At 66.4% G+C, this 24,396-nt stretch carries 25 protein-coding genes; 12 read left to right on the top strand and 13 right to left on the bottom strand.

The window, feature by feature from the left end; genetic code table 11:
- Position 1 precedes the first annotated feature (1 nt).
- From AC0CH3_RS08460 to AC0CH3_RS08450, 3 genes are read left to right on the top strand one after another with little or no spacing between them, the layout of a single operon-like run.
- The gene (locus AC0CH3_RS08460) at positions 2 to 1,480 is read left to right on the top strand and encodes an aldehyde dehydrogenase (RefSeq protein ID WP_354300251.1); all 1,479 of its coding nucleotides are present in this window, start codon (positions 2 to 4) and stop codon (positions 1,478 to 1,480) included.
- 11 nt (positions 1,481 to 1,491) lie between these two features.
- Complete coding sequence (locus AC0CH3_RS08455) at positions 1,492 to 1,995, top strand: flavin reductase family protein (protein WP_354300249.1); 504 nt, start codon at positions 1,492 to 1,494, stop codon at positions 1,993 to 1,995.
- Positions 1,992 to 3,434, top strand: a complete 1,443-nt coding sequence (locus AC0CH3_RS08450) for an NAD-dependent succinate-semialdehyde dehydrogenase (protein ID WP_354300248.1) — start codon at positions 1,992 to 1,994, stop codon at positions 3,432 to 3,434. Before AC0CH3_RS08455 ends, AC0CH3_RS08450 begins: the two co-directional genes overlap by 4 nt.
- Positions 3,435 to 3,517: 83 nt before the next feature.
- Here AC0CH3_RS08450 and AC0CH3_RS08445 read toward each other — a convergent pair whose 3' ends face one another.
- The 3 genes from AC0CH3_RS08445 to AC0CH3_RS08435 are packed head-to-tail and all read right to left on the bottom strand — an operon-like array spanning position 3,518 to position 5,246.
- On the bottom strand, positions 3,518 to 3,916 hold the full coding sequence (locus tag AC0CH3_RS08445; RefSeq protein WP_354300246.1) for a carboxymuconolactone decarboxylase family protein: 399 nt from the start codon (positions 3,914 to 3,916) through the stop codon (positions 3,518 to 3,520).
- Positions 3,913 to 4,209 (bottom strand): DUF1330 domain-containing protein, encoded by a 297-nt coding sequence (locus AC0CH3_RS08440; protein WP_354300244.1) that lies wholly within the window; start codon positions 4,207 to 4,209, stop codon positions 3,913 to 3,915. Before AC0CH3_RS08440 ends, AC0CH3_RS08445 begins: the two co-directional genes overlap by 4 nt.
- On the bottom strand, positions 4,209 to 5,246 hold the full coding sequence (locus AC0CH3_RS08435) for an LLM class flavin-dependent oxidoreductase (RefSeq protein WP_465237768.1): 1,038 nt from the start codon (positions 5,244 to 5,246) through the stop codon (positions 4,209 to 4,211). Before AC0CH3_RS08435 ends, AC0CH3_RS08440 begins: the two co-directional genes overlap by 1 nt.
- A 117-nt stretch (positions 5,247 to 5,363) precedes the next feature.
- Here AC0CH3_RS08435 and AC0CH3_RS08430 point away from each other — a divergent pair, with 117 nt between their 5' ends.
- From AC0CH3_RS08430 to AC0CH3_RS08420, 3 genes are all read left to right on the top strand, one after another.
- Positions 5,364 to 6,776 carry a purine-cytosine permease family protein gene (locus tag AC0CH3_RS08430; RefSeq protein WP_465237767.1) on the top strand — a complete coding sequence of 471 codons (1,413 nt, stop codon included), beginning with the start codon at positions 5,364 to 5,366 and terminating at the stop codon, positions 6,774 to 6,776.
- Positions 6,777 to 6,826: 50 nt separating this feature from the next.
- Complete coding sequence (gene ribB, locus AC0CH3_RS08425) at positions 6,827 to 7,969, top strand: 3,4-dihydroxy-2-butanone-4-phosphate synthase (protein ID WP_333993770.1); 1,143 nt, start codon at positions 6,827 to 6,829, stop codon at positions 7,967 to 7,969.
- A 64-nt stretch (positions 7,970 to 8,033) separates the two neighbouring features.
- Positions 8,034 to 9,338 carry a hypothetical protein gene (locus AC0CH3_RS08420; protein ID WP_354300236.1) on the top strand — a complete coding sequence of 435 codons (1,305 nt, stop codon included), beginning with the start codon at positions 8,034 to 8,036 and terminating at the stop codon, positions 9,336 to 9,338.
- Positions 9,339 to 9,389: 51 nt separating this feature from the next.
- On the opposite strand, the gene AC0CH3_RS08415 is transcribed toward AC0CH3_RS08420, so the two are convergent.
- The 9 genes from AC0CH3_RS08415 to AC0CH3_RS08375 all read right to left on the bottom strand — a co-directional run bounded on the left by AC0CH3_RS08415 (position 9,390) and on the right by AC0CH3_RS08375 (position 16,352).
- Positions 9,390 to 10,094 (bottom strand): gluconate 2-dehydrogenase subunit 3 family protein, encoded by a 705-nt coding sequence (locus AC0CH3_RS08415; protein WP_465237766.1) that lies wholly within the window; start codon positions 10,092 to 10,094, stop codon positions 9,390 to 9,392.
- Positions 10,091 to 11,797, bottom strand: coding sequence for a GMC family oxidoreductase (locus AC0CH3_RS08410; RefSeq protein ID WP_354300232.1), 1,707 nt, complete (start codon positions 11,795 to 11,797; stop codon positions 10,091 to 10,093). The genes AC0CH3_RS08415 and AC0CH3_RS08410 overlap by 4 nt, the downstream gene beginning before the upstream one ends.
- A 2-nt stretch (positions 11,798 to 11,799) precedes the next feature.
- Positions 11,800 to 12,543: a 3-keto-disaccharide hydrolase gene (locus AC0CH3_RS08405; RefSeq protein WP_056023713.1), complete on the bottom strand. Its 744-nt coding sequence runs from the start codon at positions 12,541 to 12,543 to the stop codon at positions 11,800 to 11,802.
- Positions 12,544 to 12,744: 201 nt separating this feature from the next.
- A complete protein-coding gene (locus tag AC0CH3_RS08400) occupies positions 12,745 to 13,599 on the bottom strand; it encodes an NIPSNAP family protein (RefSeq protein WP_354300230.1) in 855 nt (284 codons plus the stop codon).
- A gap of 70 nt (positions 13,600 to 13,669) precedes the next feature.
- A complete protein-coding gene (locus tag AC0CH3_RS08395; RefSeq protein ID WP_354300228.1) occupies positions 13,670 to 14,044 on the bottom strand; it encodes a hypothetical protein in 375 nt (124 codons plus the stop codon).
- A 10-nt stretch (positions 14,045 to 14,054) separates the two neighbouring features.
- Entirely contained in the window at positions 14,055 to 14,336 is a 282-nt protein-coding gene (locus AC0CH3_RS08390; protein WP_354300227.1) for an I78 family peptidase inhibitor, read from the bottom strand.
- Between the two features lie 117 nt (positions 14,337 to 14,453).
- Positions 14,454 to 14,954, bottom strand: a complete 501-nt coding sequence (locus tag AC0CH3_RS08385) for a DUF6438 domain-containing protein (protein WP_354300225.1) — start codon at positions 14,952 to 14,954, stop codon at positions 14,454 to 14,456.
- 50 nt (positions 14,955 to 15,004) lie between these two features.
- On the bottom strand, positions 15,005 to 15,397 hold the full coding sequence (locus AC0CH3_RS08380) for a barstar family protein (RefSeq protein ID WP_354300223.1): 393 nt from the start codon (positions 15,395 to 15,397) through the stop codon (positions 15,005 to 15,007).
- Between the two features lie 124 nt (positions 15,398 to 15,521).
- Positions 15,522 to 16,352, bottom strand: a complete 831-nt coding sequence (locus tag AC0CH3_RS08375) for an aldo/keto reductase (RefSeq protein ID WP_354300221.1) — start codon at positions 16,350 to 16,352, stop codon at positions 15,522 to 15,524.
- A gap of 171 nt (positions 16,353 to 16,523) precedes the next feature.
- Between AC0CH3_RS08375 and AC0CH3_RS08370 the strand changes: the two genes are divergently transcribed.
- The 6 genes from AC0CH3_RS08370 to AC0CH3_RS08345 all read left to right on the top strand — a co-directional run bounded on the left by AC0CH3_RS08370 (position 16,524) and on the right by AC0CH3_RS08345 (position 23,188).
- A complete protein-coding gene (locus tag AC0CH3_RS08370; protein WP_354300219.1) occupies positions 16,524 to 16,814 on the top strand; it encodes a hypothetical protein in 291 nt (96 codons plus the stop codon).
- A 5-nt stretch (positions 16,815 to 16,819) separates the two neighbouring features.
- Entirely contained in the window at positions 16,820 to 17,113 is a 294-nt protein-coding gene (locus AC0CH3_RS08365) for a DUF1488 family protein (RefSeq protein ID WP_354300217.1), read from the top strand.
- Between the two features lie 92 nt (positions 17,114 to 17,205).
- Positions 17,206 to 17,664 carry a hypothetical protein gene (locus tag AC0CH3_RS08360; protein ID WP_354300215.1) on the top strand — a complete coding sequence of 153 codons (459 nt, stop codon included), beginning with the start codon at positions 17,206 to 17,208 and terminating at the stop codon, positions 17,662 to 17,664.
- Positions 17,665 to 17,736: 72 nt separating this feature from the next.
- The gene (locus AC0CH3_RS08355) at positions 17,737 to 18,111 is read left to right on the top strand and encodes a hypothetical protein (RefSeq protein ID WP_354300213.1); all 375 of its coding nucleotides are present in this window, start codon (positions 17,737 to 17,739) and stop codon (positions 18,109 to 18,111) included.
- Positions 18,112 to 18,429: 318 nt separating this feature from the next.
- A complete protein-coding gene (locus tag AC0CH3_RS08350) occupies positions 18,430 to 20,535 on the top strand; it encodes a glutaminase family protein (protein WP_465237765.1) in 2,106 nt (701 codons plus the stop codon).
- A gap of 178 nt (positions 20,536 to 20,713) precedes the next feature.
- Positions 20,714 to 23,188, top strand: coding sequence for a TonB-dependent receptor plug domain-containing protein (locus tag AC0CH3_RS08345; protein ID WP_354300207.1), 2,475 nt, complete (start codon positions 20,714 to 20,716; stop codon positions 23,186 to 23,188).
- 85 nt (positions 23,189 to 23,273) lie between these two features.
- On the opposite strand, the gene AC0CH3_RS08340 is transcribed toward AC0CH3_RS08345, so the two are convergent.
- Entirely contained in the window at positions 23,274 to 24,395 is a 1,122-nt protein-coding gene (locus AC0CH3_RS08340; protein WP_354300205.1) for a PepSY-associated TM helix domain-containing protein, read from the bottom strand.
- Between the last annotated feature and the right edge of the window lies 1 nt (position 24,396).

Below are 24,396 nucleotides of genomic sequence, written 5' to 3'. Positions count from 1 at the left end.
GATGACGACCACCACGTTCCAGATGCTCGTGGGTGGGCAATCGGTCCCGGCCGCGTCGGGGGCAACCTATGCCTCGATCAACCCGGCAACGGCCGAGGCCTGGTCGACGCTTCCGGACGGCGATGCCGCGGATGTCGATCACGCGGTGCGCGTCGCCGATGCCGCCTTCCGTTCGACCGCGTGGCGCGGGCTTACCGCCAGCGCGCGCGGCAAGCTCCTCCGGCGCCTCGGCGACCTGGTTGCCGAGAACGCGGGCGAACTCGCCGAACTCGAGACCCGGGACAATGGGAAGCTCATCCGCGAGACGCGCGGACAGCTCGCCTATCTCCCCGAATTCTTCCATTACGCAGCAGGATTGGCCGACAAGCTCGAGGGCAGCACGCTGCCGATCGACAAGGCGGACATGTTCGCGTTCACCATCCACGAGCCGCTCGGCGTCGTCGCCGCGATCGTGCCCTGGAACAGCCCGCTCTATCTGACCGCGATCAAGCTCGCGCCCGCGCTGGCGGCAGGCAACACGCTGGTCATCAAGCCCTCCGAGCACGCATCGGCCAGCATCCTGCGCTTTGCCGAACTGGTCGCACGGGCCGGCTTCCCCGACGGCGTCGTCAACGTCGTGACGGGGTTCGGCGCGGGCGCGGGCGCGGCACTGACGCGTCATCCGCTGGTTCGTCGCGTCGCCTTCACCGGCGGCGCCGCGACCGCACGCCATGTCGTGCGCGCAACGGCGGAGAATTTCGCGAAGCTGTCGCTCGAACTCGGTGGCAAGTCGGCGAACATCGTTTTCGACGACGCGGACCTGGAAGGCGCGGTCAACGGTGCGGTCGCGGGGATCTATGCCGCCTCGGGCCAGAGCTGCGTCGCAGGGTCGCGTTTGCTCGTGCAGGACGGCATTTATGACAGGTTCGTCGCCGCGCTGCGCGAACGGATCGCACGCATCTCGATCGGCGATCCGCTCGATCCGTCGTCGGACATGGGACCGATGGCGACGGAGCAGCAACTCGGTATCGTCGAGACGATGGTCGCGAGGGCGCGCGAGCAGGGCGTGACGGTGCTCGCCGGTGGCAAGCGGCCCGCGGCGCAGTCCGGATGGTATTACGAGCCGACGCTGCTCGAATGCGGGTCGGCGGATCTCGACATCGTGCAGAACGAGGTGTTCGGACCGGTGGCCGCGATCATGCGCTTCAGCGATGAAGACGACGCGATCCGCCTTGCCAACGGAACCGACTATGCGCTGGCCGCCGGCGTCTGGACGCGCGACCTCGCACGCGGCCACCGGATGGCGCGCGATGTCCATGCGGGCATCGTGTGGGTCAACACCTACCGTGCCGTGTCGGCGATGGCGCCGATCGGGGGCTATGGCGCCAGCGGCTATGGCCGCGAGGGCGGTATCCACGCCGTCCTCGATTACACCGAACTCAAGACCGTCTGGGTCAACCTGTCGGATCAACCGATGGGCGACCCGTTCGTGATGCGCTGAAGGAGAGAGACATGACAAACCATTCGATCGATCCCGCCCAGTTTCGCACGGCGATGGCTGGCTTCCCCAGCGGCGTGACCGTCGTCACGACGCTGGATCCCGATGGCGCGATCGCCGGGTTTACCGCCAGCGCATTCACCTCGCTGTCGCTCGACCCGGCACTGGTGCTGGTGTGCCCCGCGTTGACATCGGCGACCTACCCGCATCTCCTCAGCCGGCAGAGCTTCGCCATCCATATTCTCGCGGCCGGACAGCAGGATCTCGCCATGGCCTTCGCGTCGAAGGGGACCGAGAAGGTCGCCGCGCTCGACTGGACGCTGAGCGAGCTCGGCAATCCCGTGCTCCCGGACGTCGCCTGCGTCATCGAATGCACGCTGTGGCGCGACTATGACGGTGGCGATCATGCGATCGTCATCGGCGCGGTCCGGCGTATCGCGCTGACCGAACGCCCCGTACTGATCTATCACAGGGGCAGCATGGCCGATCATCCCGCACCGGTGCTGGAAGCCGCATGACGGTGCGCACGCTTCATCCGTTTCGCGACCATGCGCTGATCGACGGCGCGTGGATCGCGGCGACGGGGCAGGGAAGTCCCGTCCACGATCCCGCCACGGGCGACGTCATCGCGACCGTCCCGCATCTCGGGCGCGAGGATACCGAACGTGCGATCGCCGCGGCCGAGCGCGCGCTGGTCGACTGGCGCGCGCGCCCCGCCATGGAGCGCGCGGATATCCTCATGCGCTGGTACGCGCTGATGCACGACCACCGCGATGCGCTTTCGCAGATCCTCACCGCGGAACAGGGCAAGCCGCTCGCCGAAGCGGCGGGGGAAATCGTCTACGCCGCCAGCTTCCTGCGCTGGTACGCGGAAGAGGCGCGGCGCGTCGATGGCGAGATCATCCCGGCGCCAAAGGCCAGCCAGCGCATCCTCGTCTGGCACGAGCCCGTCGGCGTGACCGCGGCGATCACGCCGTGGAACTTCCCCGCGGCGATGATCACGCGCAAGGTCGCCCCGGCGCTCGCGGCCGGGTGTACGATGATCCTCAAGCCCGCGCCCGAGACGCCGCTCACAGCGCTGGCGCTCGTGGCACTCGCCGAAGAGGCCGGGGTGCCGGCGGGGGTCTTCAATGTCGTCACGGGCGACGCAGCCGCGATCGGCGGCGCGCTGATGGACAGCGCGGTGGTGCGCAAGCTGTCGTTCACCGGGTCGACGCCGGTCGGCCGGATGCTGTTCGCGCAGGCGGCGCCGACGTTGAAGCGACTGTCGCTCGAACTTGGCGGGAATGCTCCGTTCATCGTCTTCGATGATGCCGATCTCGAGGCCGCCGTCGAGGGTGCGATGCTCGGGAAGTTCCGCAACGCAGGCCAGACCTGCGTCTGCGTCAACCGCTTCCTCGTTCAGGATTCGGTCCATGATCGCTTCGTCGAACGCCTGCGCGAGCGGATGGCGGACCTCGTCGTCGGCCGTGGCACCGATCCGCGCAGCACGATCGGGCCGCTGATCAACGAGCGCGCGGTGGTCAAGGTGGACGACCATGTCGCCGATGCGGTGCGCCGTGGCGGTCGTCTGGTGACGGGCGGGACGCGGGGGGAGGGGCTGTTCTATCTGCCCACGCTGATCGCGGACGTGCCGGCCGATGCCGTGATCGCGCGCGAGGAAACGTTCGGTCCGCTCGCGGGCGTCATCCGGTTCACGGACGAAGCCGAAGCGATCCGCCTCGCGAACGATACCGAATTCGGCCTCGCCGCCTACGCCTATACCCGCGACATCGGCCGCGCGATGCGCGTCGCAGCGGCGCTTGATTATGGCATGGTCGGGCTGAACGAGGCGGCGATTTCGACCGAGGTCGCGCCGTTCGGGGGGATCAAGGCGTCGGGACAGGGGCGCGAGGGATCACGCCACGGCATCGCCGAATATCTCGAGCTGAAATATGTCATGATGGGCGGGCTGTAGAGGCGCCGTCCGGAACAGCGCAGGGGCGGGGATACGTGACAGGTGCGCAACCCCGCACTTGCCACGATGCCAGGCTTTGCGCGTCAGGCTTCCCCGTCGATCTCCGCAAACACTTCGCGGGCCAGGCGAAAGCTGTCGACCCCGGCGGGGACGCCGACATAGACCGCGATCTGCAGCAGGATCTCGCGAAGTTCCTCGCGCGTCACGCCGTTCGCGAGCGCGCCACGGATGTGCGCCTTGAACTCGTGCCCGCGGTTGAGCGCGGAAATCATGCCGAGGTTGAGGATGCTGCGGCTGCGGCGATCAAGTCCCGGCCTGTTCCAGATATGGTCCCAGCAATATTCGGTCGTCAGTTCCTGCATCGGCCAGTTGAAGTCGTCCGCCGCGGAAAGCGCCTTGTCGACATACGCATCCCCGAGCACTTCGCGCCTGGTGGCCAGGCCACGGTCGAAAGCCGCGCTGGTAGTCCGATCGATCGTCATTCTGACAGTCCTTCCACGATGAGTATCTCGACCTCGGCCGCACCCGTCCGGGCCGCACGCGCGGCGCCGTATTCGGGCGATGCATGACAGGCGAGCGCCGCCGCCATGCTCTCGAACTCGATGACGACGTTGCGCTGGCGGGGCGGGGGCCCCTCCAGCGCAACCGCGCTGCCGCCGCGCGACAGCAGTCTGCCGCCATTGGCGATCAGCGCGGCCGGGCCAAGCGCCATGTAGGTGGCATAGGCATCGGCGTCCGTGACGTCGACGCGCGCGATCCAATAGGCCTTGGGCATCACGCGAAGGCCGGCGCCACCTGATCGATGAACCGGCGGATCGAGTCGCGCTTTTCCTCGAACGACATCGTGTTGTCGAGCCAGATGCTGTATTCGTCGACCCCTAGGGCTTCATACGTCTTGAGGCGGGCGATGACCTCCTCGGGTGTGCCGATCATGATGTTCTGGCGCAGCTGCTCGGGCACGAAGTCGGGGAATCGTTCGGCGTCGAGCGGCGCGATGTCGTGGTGGAAGCCATTGACCGGGGGCTTCTTGTTGCTCGCCCAGGCGCCGTAATTCCGGAAGAACAGCGAGATGGCCTCGGCGGCGCGCTGACCATCCGCGTCGCTGGACTGAACATGCGCGTGCTGGAGGATCATCAACTGGGGCCGCGGTACGTCGGGACTGGCGGCGCAGGCCTCGTCGAACTTGCGCGCGAGATCCTTCACCTCGTCGTCGTTCTTGAACAACGGCGTCGCCATCACGCTGCAACCGTTCGCAACCGCGAACTTGTGCGAGTCGGGATCGCGCGCGGCGATCCAGATGGGCGGCGTCGGCGTCTGGACGGGCTTGGGCACGCTGGTCGACACCGGGAACTGCCAGATCTCGCCGTCATGCGCGTAATCCCCCTCCCACAGCTTGAGGACCACCGGCACCATCTCGCGCAGATATTTTCCGCCGTCATTGGCCGACACGCCGTTCAGCATGCGGTCGAACTCGAACTGGTAGGCGCCCCGCGCCAGACCGATTTCCGCGCGGCCGTTGCTGATGACGTCGAGCATCGCCGCTTCGCCCGCCATGCGGATCGGGTGCCAGAAGGGGGCGATGAACGTGCCCGCGCCCAGCCGGATGTTCTTGGTCCGCTCCGCCACCGCGGCCAGCAGCGGGATCGGGTTCGGCGAGATCGTGTATTCCATCGAATGATGCTCGCCGATCCACACTTTGTGGAGCCCGCCTTCCTCCGCGAGGTCGCAGAGCGCGAGCAGGTCTTCGTAAAGCTGACGGTGCGAGATCGCCTCGTCGTAGCGTTCCATATGCAGGAAGAGCGAGAACTTCATCCGTCGATCCTTTCCTCAGGGGCATGATTGAACCCCTATGTTTTTTGACTTGCATCAATCCTTAGCAGGACATACCGTCCGATGGTATACCAAAAATGATAAGAGGACTTGCTGACCATGGCAACCCCGGGAGAGGCGCCAGCCGCCACCATTGAAGCCAACAGCATTGGCTTCGTGCCGCTTGACGAGCGACATGGACGCGTGCGCGACCTGTTCACCCTGTGGTTCACCACGAACATCGCGCCACTGCCGGTCGTGACCGGTGCGATGGCGATCCAGGTCTTCGGCCTTTCGCTGGGCTGGAGCATCTCCGCGATCATCCTCGGGCATCTCGTCGGCGCGCTGGTGCTGGCGGCATGCTCCGCACAAGGGCCGCAGATGGGCCTGGCGCAGATGATCCAGAGCCGGGGGCAGTTCGGCCGCTATGGCGCGCTGCTCGTCGTGACGTTTGCGACGTTGCTGTATGTCGGCTTCTTCACCTCGAACATCGTGCTGGCGGCGAAGTCGGTGCACGCGCTGGTGCCGGGGATCGGGCTTCCGGTCGGCGCGGTGCTGTCCGCCGCGGCCGCGGCGGGGATCGGGATCCTCGGCTATAACGTCATCCACCTGCTCAACCGGGTCGGCATGTGGTTCATGGGCCTCGGCCTGCTCTATGCCGCGTTCAGCCTGACCGAGGGCCTTTCGTCCGAAATCGTCTGGCGCGGCGGGTTCACGATGGCGGGCTGGTTTGCGATGTTCTCGCTGGGGGCGGTGTGGCACATCTCTTATGCCTGCTACACGTCGGACTATTCGCGCTATCTGCCGCCGAGCGTCGGAATCCGGGGGCCGTTCCTCGCGAGCTTCGCCGGCGCTGCGCTGGGCGCGGCCGCGTCGTTCATACTCGGCGCGATGGCGGTTGCCGGCGCCCCCGTCGGCGCCGATCCCATGACTCAGGTCAGTGGCGCGGTCGGTGCGCTAGCCCCGGTGCTGATGCTCCTCTTCATCTTCAACATTGTCAGCCACAACGCGCTCAACATCTACGGCGCCGTCCTGTCGCTCATCACCATGGCGCAGACGTTCGTGGCGTCATGGATGCCGGGGCGGAGGGCGCGGATCGTGCTGTCCGTGATCGTGCTCGGTGGCTGCCTCGGCGTCGCGACGACGTCCGCCGACACGTTCGTGCCCCGGTTCATCGGCTTCGTCATCGGGCTGATGGTGGTGCTGGCGCCTTGGGCGACGATCAACATCATCGACTTCTACGTCGTCCGGAAGGGCAGATACGACATCGCCTCGTTCTTCGAGGCGGATGGCGGCATCTACGGGCGCCTCAACGTCAGGGCGGCGATCGCCTATCTCGCGGGCATCGCGGTGCAGCTGCCGTTCCTGAGTTCCGCGATCTACACGGGGCCGTTCGCGGCATCGATCGGCGGGATGGATATTGGCTGGCTGCTCGCGCCGATCGTGACCGGCGCGCTCTATCTCGGCCTCGGCGCGGGCAAGTCCGAACGTACAGCCGAAGTAGCCGCCCCCGCCATGGTGACGCCGCGATGACCGACGTCGCGAGCCGCCATTTCACCGATCCAGCCTGCAGGAGGGACGCCATGGCCCCCGACACGATGACCCGCCTACGTCCGAACTTCCTGTCCTCGCCGGAGGAGATCATCGAGGAGGCGCGGAACGGCCGGATGTTCATCCTCGTCGATGATGAGGATCGCGAGAATGAGGGCGACCTCATCATTCCCGCGCAGATGGCGACGCCGGAAAAGATCAACTTCATGGCGACCTATGGCCGGGGGCTGATCTGCCTTGCGATGACGCGCGACCGGGTCGATCAGCTCGGGCTTCAGCCGATGGCGCCGAAGAACGGCACGCGGCACGAGACCGCGTTCACCACCTCGGTCGAGGCGCGCGTCGGGGTCACCACGGGCATCTCTGCCAACGATCGCGCCCGAACGATTGCGGTGGCGATCGACTCCGCCAACGGCCCGAGCGAGATCGTCACGCCCGGCCATGTCTTTCCGCTGATCGCCCGCGACGGTGGCGTGCTGGTCCGCGCAGGCCATACCGAAGCCGCGGTCGATGTCGCGAGGCTGGCCGGGCTCAACCCGTCCGGCGTCATCTGCGAGATCATGAATGACGACGGCACGATGGCGCGGTTGAGCGACCTGATCGGTTTCTCGCAGCTTCACGGGCTCAAGGTCGGCACGATCCGCGATCTGATCGCGTATCGCCGTCGTCACGATCATCTCGTCGAGAAATGTACCGAGGTGACGTTCAACAGCCGATGGGGCGGCGAGTGGCGCGCGATCACCTATCGCAACCGCGCGACCGGCACCGAGCAGATCGCGCTGGTCAAGGGTGTGCTCGATCCCGAGGAGCCGACGCTGGTCCGGATGCACGCGATCTCGGCGCTGACCGACATCTTTGCCGGCGACGGACAGGGGATGGACGTGCTCGAGCGATCGATGCGGATGATCGCCGAAGAAGGCGCCGGCGTCGTCATCGCGATCAATCGGCAGCGAGACGATCGCTTCTCGATGGCGCTGAAGGCGCGTGCGGGGATCCTGTCGCCGTCCGACATGGAGGAGCTTCGCGACTATGGCGTGGGCGCGATGATCCTGACCGAGCTTGGCGTCGAGCGGATGATCCTCCTGACGAACACGCACCGAACGCTGGTGGCACTGTCGGGCTACGGCCTGGCGGTGGTGGGCGAGCGGAGCCTGATGCCGACCACCGCGACCTAGCGGCCGCCAGCCCGGAACATCTCGAAATCAGCGACGCGGAGGTCATCTCCGCGAAGGAGAACGCATGCCCTGGACACCGCCCGTTCCGATCGTCATCGAACAGCAATGCGTTCCCGGCGCGGCGTGCCCGCAGGGCGCCCCGTCACCGACCGGCAATGCGGATGAGGCGACGGCCGATGGCGGGGAGGCCGCGTCGCCGCCAATTGCCAAGCCGGACGTCGCACCGCCCGCATCGCCGAAGAAAGGCCTGAAAGTCGGTGCGACGCTGCGGGGACGGTACGACCTCCGCTTCAACGACGTGGCCGCGAGTGGCGAGCCGCGAACGTCGAGCCATCTCTCGTTCGATACGCTGGCGCTGACCGCGGACTATACGTCCGACACGGTGTTCGGGTCGGCGCAATACCGGTTCCTCGGGGGCAATTTCATTTATGGCAAGCCGGCCGGGTACCGCGACTATCCGGGCGAGGTGCGGTTCCTGATGTACGCCTATGGCGGCGTCAATCTGACCGAAGCCGACAGCCTGACCGCCGGCGTGCAGCCGGTCCCGTTCGACGACCGGTATTGGGGATCATCGATCCTCAACGACCTGGCGTTCGTCTATGGGTTCGAGGAGACCTATAATCTTGGCGTAAAGTTCCGCCATGAGACACCCCGCTATCGCGTGGAACTCGGCTTCTTTCCCGCCAGCGGACCGGCCGGTGCCGGGATCAGCTCGGACTCGTCGCGCTATTCGACGAACATCGCCAGGGCCGACAGCTATGTTCCGGACGGCTCGCGCAACGACGAACGCAACATGCTGATCGGCAATGCCAGCTACACGCTGGCGGCGACCGCGGATGCGAAGCTGAGCGCCACGATCTCGGGCTGGTTCTCGACGATCCACAATTTCGATACGCGCGCGGACGGCAGCAAGCGTATCCTCGCGGCAAGCCTGACCGGGAGCAAAGGCGCCTGGCATGCCAAGACGCTGGTCGCGCGGCAGGACATCGATCCGCGCAATCCGGGCCGCAACGACATGATCACCGTCGGCGGGTTCGATGCGTCGTACAACATCGCGACGAAGGGAACCTATATATTCGGCGAAATCGGCCGATCGATCGATACGGGAAGCCTGCCGTTCGACATTGCCCCCTATGTGAATTACGGCCGTTTCTTCAAGGATGCGTGCGGCTTCAAGGATAGCGAACGGCTCGATATCGGGGCGGTCTGGTCGTCGAAGCGATCGAAGCGGATCAAGGTGTATTCGGAATTCCTGATCGGCCGGAATGATCCCTATGTCGGGGTCGGACAGTTCATATCCGGCGCGGCCCAGGGCGGTGACGGTCGCCTGAAGAAGTCGGTTCTGGTGATCTTCGGATACTCGCTTTGACTCAAGCGGCGCGCGAGGCGACTGCGATGGGCGAGTAATCGACGCAGCCCGCTAGACGGGGGCGTATGTCAGCCCCATTGCGCCGATCAGCTTGGCAAAATGCGCGAGCGCTTCCGGCGACGGGCCGGGATAGGGGCCTTCGCTTGGCGTGTCGCCGATATATCCCATGTCGGCCTTGCCTTCGGGCAGGCTGTAGAAGCCCAGCACGAACAGCTTGCGCAGCGTGTCCATGAACGCAACGGGCGCGGTCATGCTGGCCTTGGGGGCGGCGGTGCTCAGCACGTCGAGCATCGCGCCGCGTTGCTGCACGGTGATCGCGGCGAATGGCTTGCCGTGCAGCATGCTCGCCTGTGCGTCGAGCCAGCCGAGACCGGCGAGGATCTTCTGCCGGTCCGCCCGCTGGACCGGGTAGGGCGCGCTGATCCATTCGTCGATGAACGCACCGACCCCCAGCGCCCCGGCGCCGGGCGATACGGCATCGGCGGGGAGGATCATGTCGCCGAGCAGATCGACGACGCCGCGCTGTCCGCTGCTGAACGTCAGCGGCCATGGCACCTTGGGTTCCATCAGGTTCGGGTCGCGGCCATACCCCTTTGCCGGTGCGGCGGCGGGGACGGACGGCCAGCCCGCGACCGTGTCGAACGCCACCGCGGTCCCGCTGCCCGCCGGCACCGCGTCCGCGGGCGACCAGCGCGCGAGCGGAAGCAGCGCCGCGGTCATCATCCACTGCATCGTGGTGCGTCTGGAAAGCGTCATGCGAACGCTCCTGTCTTGATACGCTTGGCCAATCGCTCCGACGCGCGCAGCGCCAGCGCGAGAATGGTCAGCGTCGGGTTCTTGTGTGCGCCGGATGCGAAGACCGCGCCGTCCATCAGCACCAGATTGTCGACTTCCCACGCGCGACCATAGCCGTCGACCACGGACGATCGCGGATCCGCTCCCATGCGCGCGGTCCCGAGCTCGTGGATGATCTCCCCGCCCGCGGTCATGATCTGTTCGGGCGGCAAATCGGGATCGAGGATCGTCGCGTTCATCCGCTTGAAGACGGCGTGCGCGGTGCGACGACCATGCGCGACCTGGTTGATCTCGTTCTGCGACCAGCGGAACGAAAAGCGCAGGACGGGGATGCCGAACCGATCCTTCGTGACCGGATCGATCTCGCAGAACGTGTCCTTGTTGGGGATCATCTCGCCGCGCAGCGTGAGGGCGATCGTCGAGCCGGATGTGTTGCGGACCGCCGTCTTGAGCGCCGCGCCCCATGCTCTCGGCAAGGCCTCGGCGGGCGGGACGCCGAACCGGCCGCCAATCTCGAAATGATAGCCACGCGCGAAGTCGAGCTCGCCACGCTTCTGCTGCTCGTACAGCCAGAACGGGATGTAGATATGCTGACCGCCAATCCCGTCCTCGTTGTAACGGGGGCGACCCGCGAGTGCGGGAACATAGGCGCGGAACGAGGCGCCGGTGGAATCAGTGAGGTTGCGCCCCAGCTCGCCCGACGCATTCGCCAGCCCGCGTCCGCGTTCGCCCGAATTGAGCAACAGGCGCGTCGTCTCACCGGTACCCGCGGCCAGCACCACGGCGCGCGCCTTGACCTGATGGCGCTGTCCGGTCTTGCGGTCGACATATTCGACGCCGGCGGCCTTGCCGGGCGTCGCCATCGTCACGCGCGATACCATCGCGTCGGTGATCGTCGTCAGCCGGCCGGTCGCCTTCGCCATCGGCAGGAAGGACGTCGTCGTCTGGAACATCGCGCCGATCGTGCAGCCGCGGGTGCACGGCGTGGCGTTAAAGCACGCTTTGCGCGGCGCGACGGGGTCGGGCATGTCGCGCGTCAGAACCGCGGTGTGCGCCGAACGTACGGGGATACCGAGGCTTTCCGCAGTCGCCTTGATCAGCATTTCGGGGACACGCGGCCGCGGTGGCGGCATTAGGCAGCCTGCGGGCGAATCCGGGTGGTTCTCGAGGTCGAGCCGGCCACCGTTGACGCCGATCATGCGCTCGACACGATCATAGAAGGGCGCGACGTCGTCGTAGCCGATCGGCCAGTCGACGCCGAGGCCGTCGCGCGAGAACGGCTTGAAATCATACGCGCCCCAGCGGGGAACGTGGCGGCCCCAATGGTTGGTGCGTCCCCCCAGCATCCGCGGGCGGTACCAGCGGAAATCGGAGCCTTCGCGCATCGTGTAGGGCTCGCCGTCGATCTGCCAGCCACCGCCGACGGTCGCGTCGAAATAGCCGAACGGCTTGTCGGGCGTCGACGCGCCGCGCAGCGGGGCATCGCTTTCGGGGGCGAACATGTTCACTTCGGCCTGCGGATCATAATCGCGCCCGGCCTCGAGCATCAGGCAGCGAAGCCCCGACTTGGTCAGGCTGAACGCGGCCATGCCGCCCGCCGCGCCAGAGCCGACGATGATCACGTCATAGGACGACTCGGTGGCGGCGGCAGCGAGGGGCATCATGATCAGCCTGCTTTCGCGCTGGGGCCGATGCGGCGGATCTTGATGTTGCGGAATGCGACCGGCTCGCCGTGGTCCTGCAACGCGATCACGCCGTCCCCGAATGTGCCGAAGAACGGCATCTTGGCGAATTTCGATGCGGCGACCCGCTGGCGCCAGGCTTCGTCGCCATAGGACGTGTCGGCGGTCGGCGTGCCGTTGAGCCATTGCCGGATACGACCCGGTTCGACGAGCAGGCGGGCGTGGTTCCACTGCCCGGCGGGGTGCGAGATGCCCGTTGGCGGGATCGTGATGTCATAGAGCGCGCCCGCATGATGCGACGGGATCTTGCCGTCGGGATGGCCGGCGTCGTCGAGGACCTGCATCTCGAGCCCCGTCTCGTAGACCTGCTTGGTTTCGGGCAGATTGCGCGCGAGATAGAGGACGCCGCTGTTGCCGCCGGCCTGGACCTTCCAGTCGAGCGTCAGTTCGAACGCACCGTATCGATCGGCGGTGACGAGATCGCCGCCGCTCATCTTGCCGCTGGTCGCGGTCAGTTCGAGCGCACCGTCGCGCACCTGCCATGCCGGCGACGGTGCGCCGCCCGAGAAGGAGCCCCAGCCGTCGAGGTTCCGACCGTCGAACAGCAGTTTCCACCCGGCCGACCGCTCGCGCGCGGTGAGCGTGTTCGCGGTGCCATCCTTCGCGACAGCGACCGTCGATCCGGTCAATGCCAACATGGCCAGGGCTATGCATGCCGTCTTACGCATGGGTCTCTCCAAAGGATTGGTCCGTCGCCTTTGGATGTTGGCGCGGTACGATCAGGGGCACATGTTCCACGATAATAGGTCAGTAGAAAAGCCCTAAACGCGTCCGGCTGCGTCCAATGGGTGCGTGGTGGCGACGTTGCGAACGCGAATGGCGAAGGTTTCGTCGGCGTGATCGTGGCAGAGCCAAGCCCGTCGGGCCGGTCAGATTTGCGAATAGGGCGTCGGAGCCAGGATCTGGTTTCCTATTCCCGTGGTGATTTCGGGGTCGGTAAGTCCCGGTGTCGCGATCAGCGTGCGCCAGGCCGGATCCGTGGCAAATGTCTTCCAGTTCCGCTCGCGCGTCGCAAGATCCGGGAAGGTCAGCATGTAGGTCAGGCTGGGAAGACGATGCCCCGTCAGGTCCTTGGCAAAGAAGACCGGCGTCAGGCCGGTACGGCGGAATATCGCAATCTCCCCGCCGGTGTCGAACATGTCAATCTTGGTGGCGCCCGACTTGTCGCTATGGCTGTAATACGTTCTCAACTCGAAGATGCGCGCCGCGTTGCCACTGGTGGCGTCCGGAATCTCGGGGTCCGGGACGTGCGGGAAGGCGCGCATCAACTTCACGTCCATCGAGGCGTAGGGCGGCGCCTCGGGCGTGGCGTTGGCAAACGGCTCGGCCGCCTTGGCATAGCGCGCGTCAGCGCCCATCCTGTCGGGCATGGCAAGGAAATCCGCCATCGAGGGATGCGTGACGAGGACGAGGACGCTCGGGCTGCCCTCACCGATGGCGACCGTGAATACCCCCACCGGACCGCACCCCGCGCGCCTTGCGGCGGGGATGAAGGCCTCGCGGAGATAGGCGTCGAGGCGTGCCCGCATCGGGCCGTTGACCAGATGATAGGTTCGAAGCTCGTAGATGACCTGTCGGGTGGCTGGCCCGGGGCGGGACTGCGCACGCGCGTCGGCGCTTGCGAGCGTCACGCCACCCAGCGCGGCACCGGCGAGCAGCGAACGTCGATCAACAGGATACGCCATAATGTCTGCTCCAAGCTCATTTTCCGCAACGAAGCGCATGCCGCCAGCATCGTCAATGGATGAGGGCAACGGTGAGCCTCTCCGCCTATAGGTTGACCCGTGCAGATGCTCACAGCCCGCCCTGGAACTGGAACGTGAACCGATAGGGCAGGGGCTTGTCGCGTCGCCCGCCCGATCGTTTGGGCGGCGTCGCGGTTACAAGCGTCAGACTGCCATCGGCGACAGTGACGGGATTGCCGAGCGTCAGATCGAGTTGCCTGGACCACCCACCGCCCAGAACGGTAACCCGCACCACGAGACGCCCGGCCCAGACACACTGGGTGTCGACCGGACAGCGACTGTCCTCGACCACCTTGTCGGCTCTCACGCGTGGTCCGTTGACGGCGGCGATCTGGCCCAGGCGCACCGGACCCTCGATGGGACGCTGCGCCGCGCAGCCTGCGAGCAGCGCCGCCACCGTCAGGAGCAGGCTTGACCTGACCATGTCCTTGCGTTCAGCCGCAGGTTGCGGAAACGATGCGGCCGTCGGCGATCGTGACGGTGACGCGCTCGATGCGGTAGTCCCTCGTCGTTGGATCGCCCGGCGCGATGCGGCGGACGATCGTGCCCCCCGTGCGCTTGAGGATGGCGGCGTCGTCCGGAGCGGCTTGCCCTGCCAGCGTCGCGGCGGCATCCGCCTTGCACGCCGCGGTTTGGCCAAGGTCCGCGGCTCCGGTAGCGGCACAGGCACCGAGCCCGAGCAATGCCACCAACGTGCCGGCCATAATCGTCTTCATCGCGTATCTCCCTCGAGGTCGCACCGTGGATAGCGGGGCCAAGCTGAACCAAAGACGACGCCGGTGAGGCCTGGCCTTGGTCGCCGCCGCAATTATCGCGCGGTGCGATCAGGCACGTCAGCGATTGCCGATCAACGCGGCGATCGGCAACGCCTGCGGCGCGGCCCGCAACGCGTCCGCCATCGCGCGGTGCGTCTCGCGGTCGCAGCCATAGTCGTACAGAAGGTGACCCGAGCGGCTGCCGTCGGTCCATCGCACGTCCGCGGACGGCAGATCCGACGCGTACATTCGACAGCGATCCGGCCCGGTCAGCAGCCGTTCGCCCTCTGGAAGATAGGGCTGCAACCGCGTGAAGAAATCGTCGACCTGCGCGGGTGTCGCCTTGAACCGGTGTTCGCCGAGCGTCGCCGTGTTGCTGGTGCCGGTAAAAACGCCGGCGCCATCGGCCGCGACCGTCACGGTATAGACCGGGCAGGTCCCGTGGCACGGTGTCATCGCGTAGGTCACGCTGCGGATTTGCGGTTTCGAGGGTACGCCGGCTTGCGGCCCCACGCCTGCACCGGTCGTGCATCCGCCGAGCGCGATGACCCCCGCTATCAATCCGATCGTACGCACCATCATAATCGTCCTTTTGTCATTGGCTGCCGGTCGATCCCGAGCCTCTCGGGTCACGCCGGCACGAGCTCGATGTTTCGATGATCTCCGATGATCTCGAGCACGATTTCGAAATAGGTCTGTCCCGTGCCGTGGCGCAGCGCGTCGAGCTGACGACCGATCACGGTCACGTTGAATATGTCGGGCCTCTGCATCTTCTCGGACAGGAAAGCCCGCGTCGCCTCGACGCCGAGCGCCGCGCGGCTTTGCGCCATGCCCTGCCAGACGATGCGGACCGGCTCGCGTCCCGTGATCGCGCCATAGCCACCATAGAGCAGGTCGTCCAACGCATCGAGGCTGTTGGCCAACTGCCAATCCTCTCCCGCCATGAAGACCCGGTTGATCTCGGCATAGAAGGTGGGGATATCGACGATATTCTCGCCACGGATCGTCAAGGTCTTCGTCACGGCTGATCTGCCTGCGTGATTTCTGGTGCCTGCAGCCGGATCTGCGCGAGCATGGCGAGTCTTGTACGCGCTTCCCGGTCGAAGAGCCCGCTGCGACGATAGACCGACAAGCATCCGCGCGCGTTCATAGCATCTCCAGCGGCACGGGGCCGCGCGGGGCAGGAAAGGCGTCATCCAGCCGGGCGACGATGTCGTCGGATAACGCGAGATCGGCGGCGTTCCGGTTTTCCCGCACGTGCCCGACCGTGGCTGCTTTCGGGATCGCGATGACGTTCGGGTGCCGGAGCGTCCAGGCTAGCGCGGTCTGCGCGGGCGTTGCCGCGATGTCGGCACCGATAAGCGCCAGATCCGCAGCGTCGATCAGCCTGCCTTGCTCGACCGGGCTATACGCCATCGCCGACATGCCATTGCCTGCAAGCCAGGGCAGCAGATCGCGTTCGGGGCCGCGGCGCGTGAGATTGTAGAGGATCTGATCGGTCACGCACGCGGCGCCGCCGGCATCGATCAGTTCATCCATGTCCTGCGTATCGAGATTGCTCACGCCCCAATGACGGATCTTTCCCGCCTTCGTCAGCGCCTGCATTCCCTCGATCGTCTCGGACAAGGGTATGCGGCCACGCCAGTGCAGCAAGTACAGGTCAAGTCGATCCGTCCCCAGGCGGCGAAGGCTCGCTTCGCACGCGCTCTGCAACCGATCGTGCGACGCGTTCTGTGGATACGCCTTGCTCACGAGGAACACATCGTCACGGACACGCCCCAGCGCCTCGCCGATCAGTTCCTCCGCGGCGCCGTCGCCGTACATCTCCGCCGTGTCGATGAGCGTCATGCCAAGCTCGACACCGGTCCGCAGCGCGGCGATCTCCTCCGCGCGCCGTGCAGGGTTCTCGCCCATGTTCCATGTCCCCTGTCCGAGGCAGGGCGCATGCGTGTCTTTCGCGATTTGGACGGTACGCATCTCGATCTCCTGCGGCGCAGTCGCCGCGTTCGCCTTCAGAACGCGCGGGCGTGCGATCGATCCCGCGCTTTGAATGAACAATAGGACCAATCGGCGCGTCCTGCTTGCGTCGGACGCACGTCTTGCGCGATCGGTGCGCAGCGAGTGACGCGACCACGGAAAGGGAATACGATGACCGAGGCGATCTGGGGTGACACGACCAAGACACCGGAGATCGACTGGCGCATGAGTGCGGCGCTGGAAAACGTGCCCCGGGGCGATGGCGACCTTCCCGAAGTCACCAACCTGGCCGGTGCGGTGCGGGCGTGGGTCGACCTCGATCCCGAGCACAAGGCGGCGGCGGTACTGACGACCGAACGCGCTGTCCTGATCGACGGCGTATCCTCGACGTCGTTCGCCGGGGATGGCATCGCGTCACTCGCCGAGCGTCTTCCTACAACGCCTTCCGCGATCGGAGGCTGACGGCGATGGCGCAGCCCAGCGTTCGTTTCGAAGGCGGTTCCGGCATATGGGTTGCGGAACGCGAAAGCGTCGGCTTTGTCGGCACGACCGATCTGGGTGAGGTCGAATTCCTGATCACCGCGGATGCGCTTGCCGAACTGATCGATCCCGCGCTCGACGGCATCGACCCCGAGACCGCGATGGAAGGGTTCGAGGAGCATGAGGATGAAATCCACCACATTGCCCGGCGCGAATTCGTCAAGCGCCTGGGGGGCGAGCCGCCTATATTGTTGACGTCCGCGGATCTGGACGATCAGTAGCTGACGCACATCGGCGTTGCGCTCGACCATGCGGCGAGGCTGGAGCTCGGCGCCGCGGCGCTCACCAACGAGGTGGCAAGGACGGAATGATCATGATGAAGGCGCAGACGATGCGGCAGTTGCGCCGGATCCACCATTATATCGGCGTGTTCTTCACGCCCGCGATCCTGCTATTCGCGCTCAGCGGCGCGCTGCAGACATTCCGGCTGCAGGAGGAAAAAGGCTATGGCGGTACGCCGCCGACCTGGATCGTATGGATGGCGAGCGTCCACAAGGATTCCGCAACGCCCCGCGATCGTGGCGCGGAACGCAAGGAGCAGCGGCCCGTCGCGAGCGTGGCAGAGCGGGCCCGACCGATCGCGAAGCCCACGCCCGCATTGAGCAGGCCGTCCCGCCTGCCGATGCAGGTCTTTGTCGCGTTGCTGTCGGTCGGCCTGATCGTCTCGTCGGTATTGGGGGTCATGATCGCGCTCAACAATGCGGCGACGCGGCGCGTCTCGATCCTGATGCTCGTGATTGGAACGGTACTGCCGCTGCTCCTCATGCTGTAACCGGCGTTGGCGAAAGCCGTGCGGCGTTCGGGAAATCGGGGATGGCCGCGCGCCCGCCTGCACTAACGCATTGTGATCCGCGGCGATGGCTTGCAGCCGTTCTCCTCGACCGACATGCTGCGCCGTATGATGATGACCCTGATCCTGAGCGTATTCGTGGTGCCGCCAGCCGCCGCAATCACGGCGTTGCTGGGTGTCGCCGTCAGACGAAGCCGCACCGCCCCGAATGCGTCTTTGCTCGCAGTCCTCCTCGTCGGCACCGTCGTGCCATTCGCCATGCTCGTCTACGGCCTGTACCTCTCCTGGCCATGGCCCTGGGCCCGGCCCGAGGCGCTTCACGACGGTCTTGGACAACCGGGCGCGATCCTGGTTGCGACCAGTGGGCCAGCATGGCTGGTCTGTCTCCTGGTCAGTCGGCGGATCCTGCGTCGCGAACGCACCCGGTGATCCGCCATCGGCTGGTCGTCAGACCCGCCGCGTTGTGACGATGATCGCGTCGGCCCTTGCACAATCATAACAAGAAAATGCTTTATCTTATTAATCACAGCGGCGAGAAGGGCGCCGAACACACGATCGATGTGTCGCCACGGGAAGGATGACGTTCGATGCCACGACCCCGACCGGCACGCCGTTCAAGAACGGACGTAATCCCTCCGACATTCGACGGTAGCCACGCGAGGTTCCGCGCGATGTGAGGACCGTCTCGCCCCGGCCCGCTTCCTGCGCCGCATCTGCCGCGCGAAAGCCTCGTGAAGGACTTCCCAGATGGCATTTCTCCGATCGATCGCCCGGCACCGGGTTGCTCTGTCCCTTCTCTGCGCGAGCGGCGCAGCGCAGCCGTTGGTCGCGCAGGAACCCGTGACGACGCGCACGCCCGCGACCCCGCTGATCGCGCATGATCCGTATTTCAGCGTCTGGAGTCTCGCCGACACGACGACGGAGCAATCGACCCGGCACTGGACGGGTACGGACCAGCAAATGACAGGATGGCTCCGTGTCGACGGCAAGCCGCTGCGCTTCATGGGGCGGGGCGGGGCCGGCGACGCGATGAAGCAGACGTCACGCGCGCTGACCCCGACGCGCACCAGCTACGAGTATGAAGGCGGGGGTGTCCGGTTGACCGCGACGTTCTTCACGCCCGCGCTGCCCGACGATCTCGATCTGCTCTCGCGGCCGGTGACGTATCTGAGCTGGACGGTGCGCGCGACCGACGCGCGCCGCCACGCCGTGCAGTTGTACTTCGACGCAAGCGCGCAGCTCGCGGTCGACAACGAACAGCAATCCGTCGTCTGGGGCACCAGCCGCGTCGGCGACATGGCCGTGATGCGGATCGGTACCAACACGCAGCAGGTGTTGGAGAAGGTCGGCGACAATCTGCGCATCGACTGGGGCTGGGCACAGCTCGCCGTGCCGCGACAGGCGGGGACCATGACCGCGACGATTGGCGAAAGCGGACGCGATCGATTCCTCAAGTCCGGCCGGATGCCCGACGCCGACGACATGGCGATGCCGCGGCTCGCGCATCAGGACCGGCCGGCGATGGCCATGCTGGTCGACTTCGGCGACGTCGGCGAGACCGCGGACACGCGGCGCGCGATGATCGCGTATGACGACATCGACGGAATCGAGTATTTCAAGCGGCGGCTGCCCGCCTATTGGCGGCGCGACGGCATGACGATGGCCGACGTCCTGCTCAAGGCGGAGGCGGAAGAACCCGCTCTGCGCAAACGCGGCGAGGCATTCGACCGCGAACTCACCGCCGACCTGGAACGCGTCGGCGGCCGTGCCTATGCGGAGATCGCGGTGGTGGCGTACCGGCAGACGCTGGCCGCGCACAAGCTCGTCGCCGACATCGACGGACGACCGCTGTATTTCTCCAAGGAGAATTTCAGCAATGGCTGCATCGCCACGGTCGACATCACCTATCCGACGTCGCCCTTCTTCCTGTTGCTCAATCCCGATCTGCTCGAGGCGCAGCTGCGCCCGATCCTCGACTATGCGCAGATGCCGCGCTGGCGCTTCCCCTTCGCGCCGCATGACATTGGCACCTATCCACAGGCGAACGGCCAGGTCTATGGCGGTGGCGAGCGCACCGAGAACGACCAGATGCCGGTCGAGGAAAGCGGCAACATGCTGCTGATGATCGGCGCGATCGCCAAGATTCGCGGCAATGCCGATTTCGCGGAACGCTATTGGCCGCTGCTGCAACGCTGGGCGGCCTATCTGCGCGACAAGGGCCTCGATCCCGAGAATCAGCTCAGCACCGACGATTTTGCCGGCCATCTCGCGCACAACACCAATCTGTCGATCAAGGCGATCAGTGCGCTCGACAGCTATGCCGAGATCGCCCGGCTGCTCGGCAAGAAGGCGGAAGCGACGCGCTATCATGCGCTGTCGCGGCAGATGGCCGCCAAGTGGCTCACGATGGCGCAGGACGGCGACCATACACGGCTGGCATTCGACCGCCCCGGTTCGTGGAGCCAGAAATACAATCTCGCTTGGGACAAGGTGCTGGGCCGCAACCTGTTCCCCGCATCGCTGTTGCGTCAGGAGGTCGGTTTCTACCTGAAGAACCAGCAGCCCTACGGCCTGCCGCTGGATAGCCGGAAGACCTATACCAAGCTCGACTGGATCGTCTGGAGCGCGACGCTGACCGACGACCGGGGGGAGTTCGAGCAGCTGATCGCGCCGGTGCACCGCTACATGCGCGAAACGCCCAGTCGCGTGCCGCTCAGCGACTGGTACGAGACGAAGGACGGGGCGCAGGTCGGGTTCCAGGCACGCGCCGTGGTCGGCGGTGTGTACATGAAAATGCTCACGGCGCCGGCGGTATGGAGCAAATGGGCCGGGCGCGCGCGAAAGCCGCAGTGACGCGGATCGCCGGGTCGAACCTGCAAGAGCGCGTTGCTGCAGCGCAGCAAAGCCGAAGCCCCTGCCAGCACAAGTTTTTCTAGCCAGCCTGCGTGGTCGGCTCGGTCTAGATCGGCGGCTCGCTCTCGCCTGTGCAAGCGCACGGGCGGGCGGCAGGATTCGACAGGGGTAATACGAAATGATGGTCACCGAGCTTCTGCTCACCGCCGCCGCACTCGCGACGGCCGCCGGACAGGCGTCCCCCGCTTCGGCGCAACGGCAGGCGCCACGTCCCGTCGGGGGCCAATCCGAAGAGGCGCAGGCGGCACCCGTCGCGGACGCTACATCGACGCCCGAGGAGGGTGACGACATCATCGTCACCGGCACGCGCGTCGAGGGACGAAGCCGTCTGGACAGCGCATCGCCGGTCGACGTGCTCAGCGGGGCCAGCCTGCAACGGCAGGGAACGACCGAGCTCGGCGCGGCGCTGTCGGCGATCGCGCCGTCGATCGACTTCCCGCGCCCCGCCGCCAACGACGGCACCGACGCAATCCGCCCGGCGACGCTTCGCGGCCTGTCGCCCGACCAGACACTGGTGCTGGTCAACGGCATTCGCGGGCATACCTCGGCGCTGCTGAATACCAACGGCACCGTCGGGCGCGGATCGGCGGCGGTCGATCTGAACACGATCCCGACCGTCGCGCTCGACCGGATCGAGGTGCTGCGCGACGGTGCATCGGCACAATATGGCTCGGACGCGATTGCGGGTGTCGTCAATCTCAGGCTGCGCCAGGCGCGCAGCGGCGGCGGCGCGCAGGTGACCTACGGCTTCTACAATACCGAGGTCGACACCGCGCGCGGCAGCCGCGACGTCACCGGCGAGCACGCGCTGACCGCATCGGTATGGCAGGGCATCGGGTTTGGCCGGGACGGCTATCTGACCGTGTCGGGCGAGTACACCAAGCGGTTGCCGACCAATCGTGCGGACTTCGATCCGCGCGTCAGCCCGACCCGTGTGACCGGCCGCTACGGCGATCCCGCGGTCGAGCAATATACCGGCTTCGTCAACGCGGGGACGTCGCTCACCGATCATCTGAGCGTCTATGCGTTCGGCGGCTATCAGGACCGCGACAGCCGCAGCGCGGCATTCCCGCGGATCGCGACGACCGCCGCGCAGCCGTTGCTCGATCGGGCGGGCTATTCCGCCGGCTTCCTGCCGATCATCAACACCAAGTCGAAGGACATCAACTCGGCGGTGGGGCTGCGTGGCGACGCCGCGGGGTTCGATATCGACCTGTCGCTCAGCTATGGCCGCAACACGATCGACTTCCGGACGCTCAACTCGGCAAACTACGCCTTCGGGACCGCGACCCCGCGCACGTTCGACGACGGGTCGCTCGCCTATGACCAATATGTCGCCGGGCTCGACGTCACGCGCAAGTTCGACGTGTTCCAGTCGCTCAACGTCGCCTTCGGGATCGAGGGACGGCGTGAGGGGTACAAGATCACCGCGGGGGAGCTTGCATCCTACGGCTATCCGGTGGCGGGGACGGTCACCGGTATTCCCGCCGGTACCAGCGTGGCGCCCGGCGCGCAGGGATTTGGCGGCTTCTCGCCGCTCAACGCGACCGAGCGGAGCCGGCGTAACGGCAGCATCTACCTCGATCTCGACGCGCAGGTGACCGACTCGCTGCTGCTCGGGATTGCGGGGCGCGCCGAGGACTATTCCGACTTCGGCACCACCGCGACGGGCAAGGTCTCGGCGCGCTACGATATCGCCGACTGGTTCGCGCTGCGCGGCACCGCCTCGACGGGCTTCCGCGCGCCATCGCTACAGCAGCAATATTTCACGCAGGTCGCGCAGGTCGTGACCAACGGCGTGCCGATCCAGACCGGCACCTACCCGTCGACCAGCGCGGTCGGTACCGCGCTCGGCGGGTTGCCGCTCGAGCCCGAAAAGTCGACCAACCTGTCGGTCGGTACGGTGATCCGCGCCGGCGGCTTCGACCTGACGGTGGACGCCTATCGCATCCATATCCGCGACCAGATCGGCCTGTCGGAGAACATCGCGGCGACGTTCAGCCCGCAGGTCGCGGGACTGCTGAACCCGTTCAACGTCTCGGCGGCGCGGTTCTTCATCAACGGGCTGGCCTCGACCACCAAGGGGATTGACGTGGTTGCGCACTACCGGCTGCGGACCGCGACCGCCGGGGCGTTCGACCTCACGCTGGCCGGCAACATCAACGACGTGAAGGTGACGCGCGTGCCCACCTCAACCGCGACGCTCAACCCTGCGCCGACCCTGTTCGCCCGCAGCCGCATCCTGACGCTCGAGGACGGGACACCGCAGCAAAAGGTGACCGGCACGCTCGACTGGTCGCTCGACGAGATCGGCGCGCTCGCCCGCGTGACCTATTATGGCGGCGTCAATCAGGCGGGAACGATCGCCAGCGCCGACGTCCATACCGGCAAGCACGCGATCACCGATCTCGAGCTGCGCTATGCCGCGGCGAAGGGCGCGCAGATCGGTCTGGGGGTGAGCAACGTGTTCGACGTCTATCCGGATCGGACGATCGCGGCGAACAACTCGACCGGGGTGCTGGGCTTCCCCTATTACTCGCCGTTCGGCTTCAACGGCCGCTACCTCTACGCGCGCCTCGGGGTGAACTGGTAAGCTGCTGTCATGGAAAGGCGGCGGTCCTCGCCGCCTCTCCTTCCTCGCTTGGCGACCCGCGGCCAGGCGCGATGACGAGCGGGCATCAGCCCCCCCGAGCAGCGCGCCGCCGCCGCAGCCAGTGGAGCAGGCCCGTCGCGAACAGCACCGCGGGAACGAAGCCCAGTCCGACTGCGAGAACACGCGTCGCCAAACCCCCGACCGTGCCATCGTGCAACGTACGGACCCAGCGCGCGACGGCCGAACCGGTGCCGCCTCGCCGGACATCATGCACTGCGAGCACCCGGCCTGAGGGCTGATCGAGAAAGACATAGCTGCCGGGGAACCGGGGGTGGGGGTCGCCGGGCATCTGGAGACGCACCCGGATCGGCGAAGCCGGGGCGGTCGGCATGTCGACGAAGACGATGCGACCGCCGGGCAACGCGCGCTGCGCCAGCCGGAACGCCTGCACGATCGTGGTCCGGCCTGCGCCACCGTCCGGTGGCTTCGGTGCGGGGATGGGGGCGGGGTGCAACAGCGTCTGCGTGACCGATGGCAGCGCGAGCAACACGCCGGTCGCGACCAACACGAACAGCAAGGGCATGCTCCAGAGCGCGGACAGCTTGTGCACGTCGCGCAGGCGGCGGATTGGGGCGGCGTCGCGCTTGAACGCGAGCGCCTTGCGCCAGCTCCCTCGCGGCCACCACGCGACGACGCCGCTGATCAGCAGCAGCAGCAGAGCTACACCCGACCATCCGACCACCTGACCGCCGACGTCACCGGCAAGCAACTGCATGTGAAGCTCGTAGAGCCAGGTCATGAGGTAGCCGCCCCATGGTTCGGCGCGGACGATATGTCTGCCGTCGCCCGAGAACCAGACCATCGTCCGGTCGGCGTGATGCCCGGGCGCCGGATAGTAGCGGGCCTGGATCGCGCCGCTCTCGCGCGTCACCTCGAACGTCCACTTGCCCTGCGTATCGTGCCACCGGGCGCGCCCGGTTGCCAGCGCGCGATCCCATACCGGAGAGGTCATGGCTGGCGCGGGATCGTTCTGCCGCGCCTGGATCGCTGGATGCAGCGCTGTGTCGATGCCGGTGTAGAAGACCAGCGCCGACCCCGTCAGCCCAAGCACGACGAACAGCAGGCCGAGGCTCAACCCCAGCCAGAGATGCACACGACGGACGAGGATGCGCGCGCGTGATGCGGCGGATCGGCGATGCCCCGCCATG

This window comes from Sphingomonas sp. AC449 (assembly GCF_979253475.1).
Note: the sequence above shows the minus strand (reverse complement) of the source record. Positions and strands in the feature narration are given on the sequence as shown.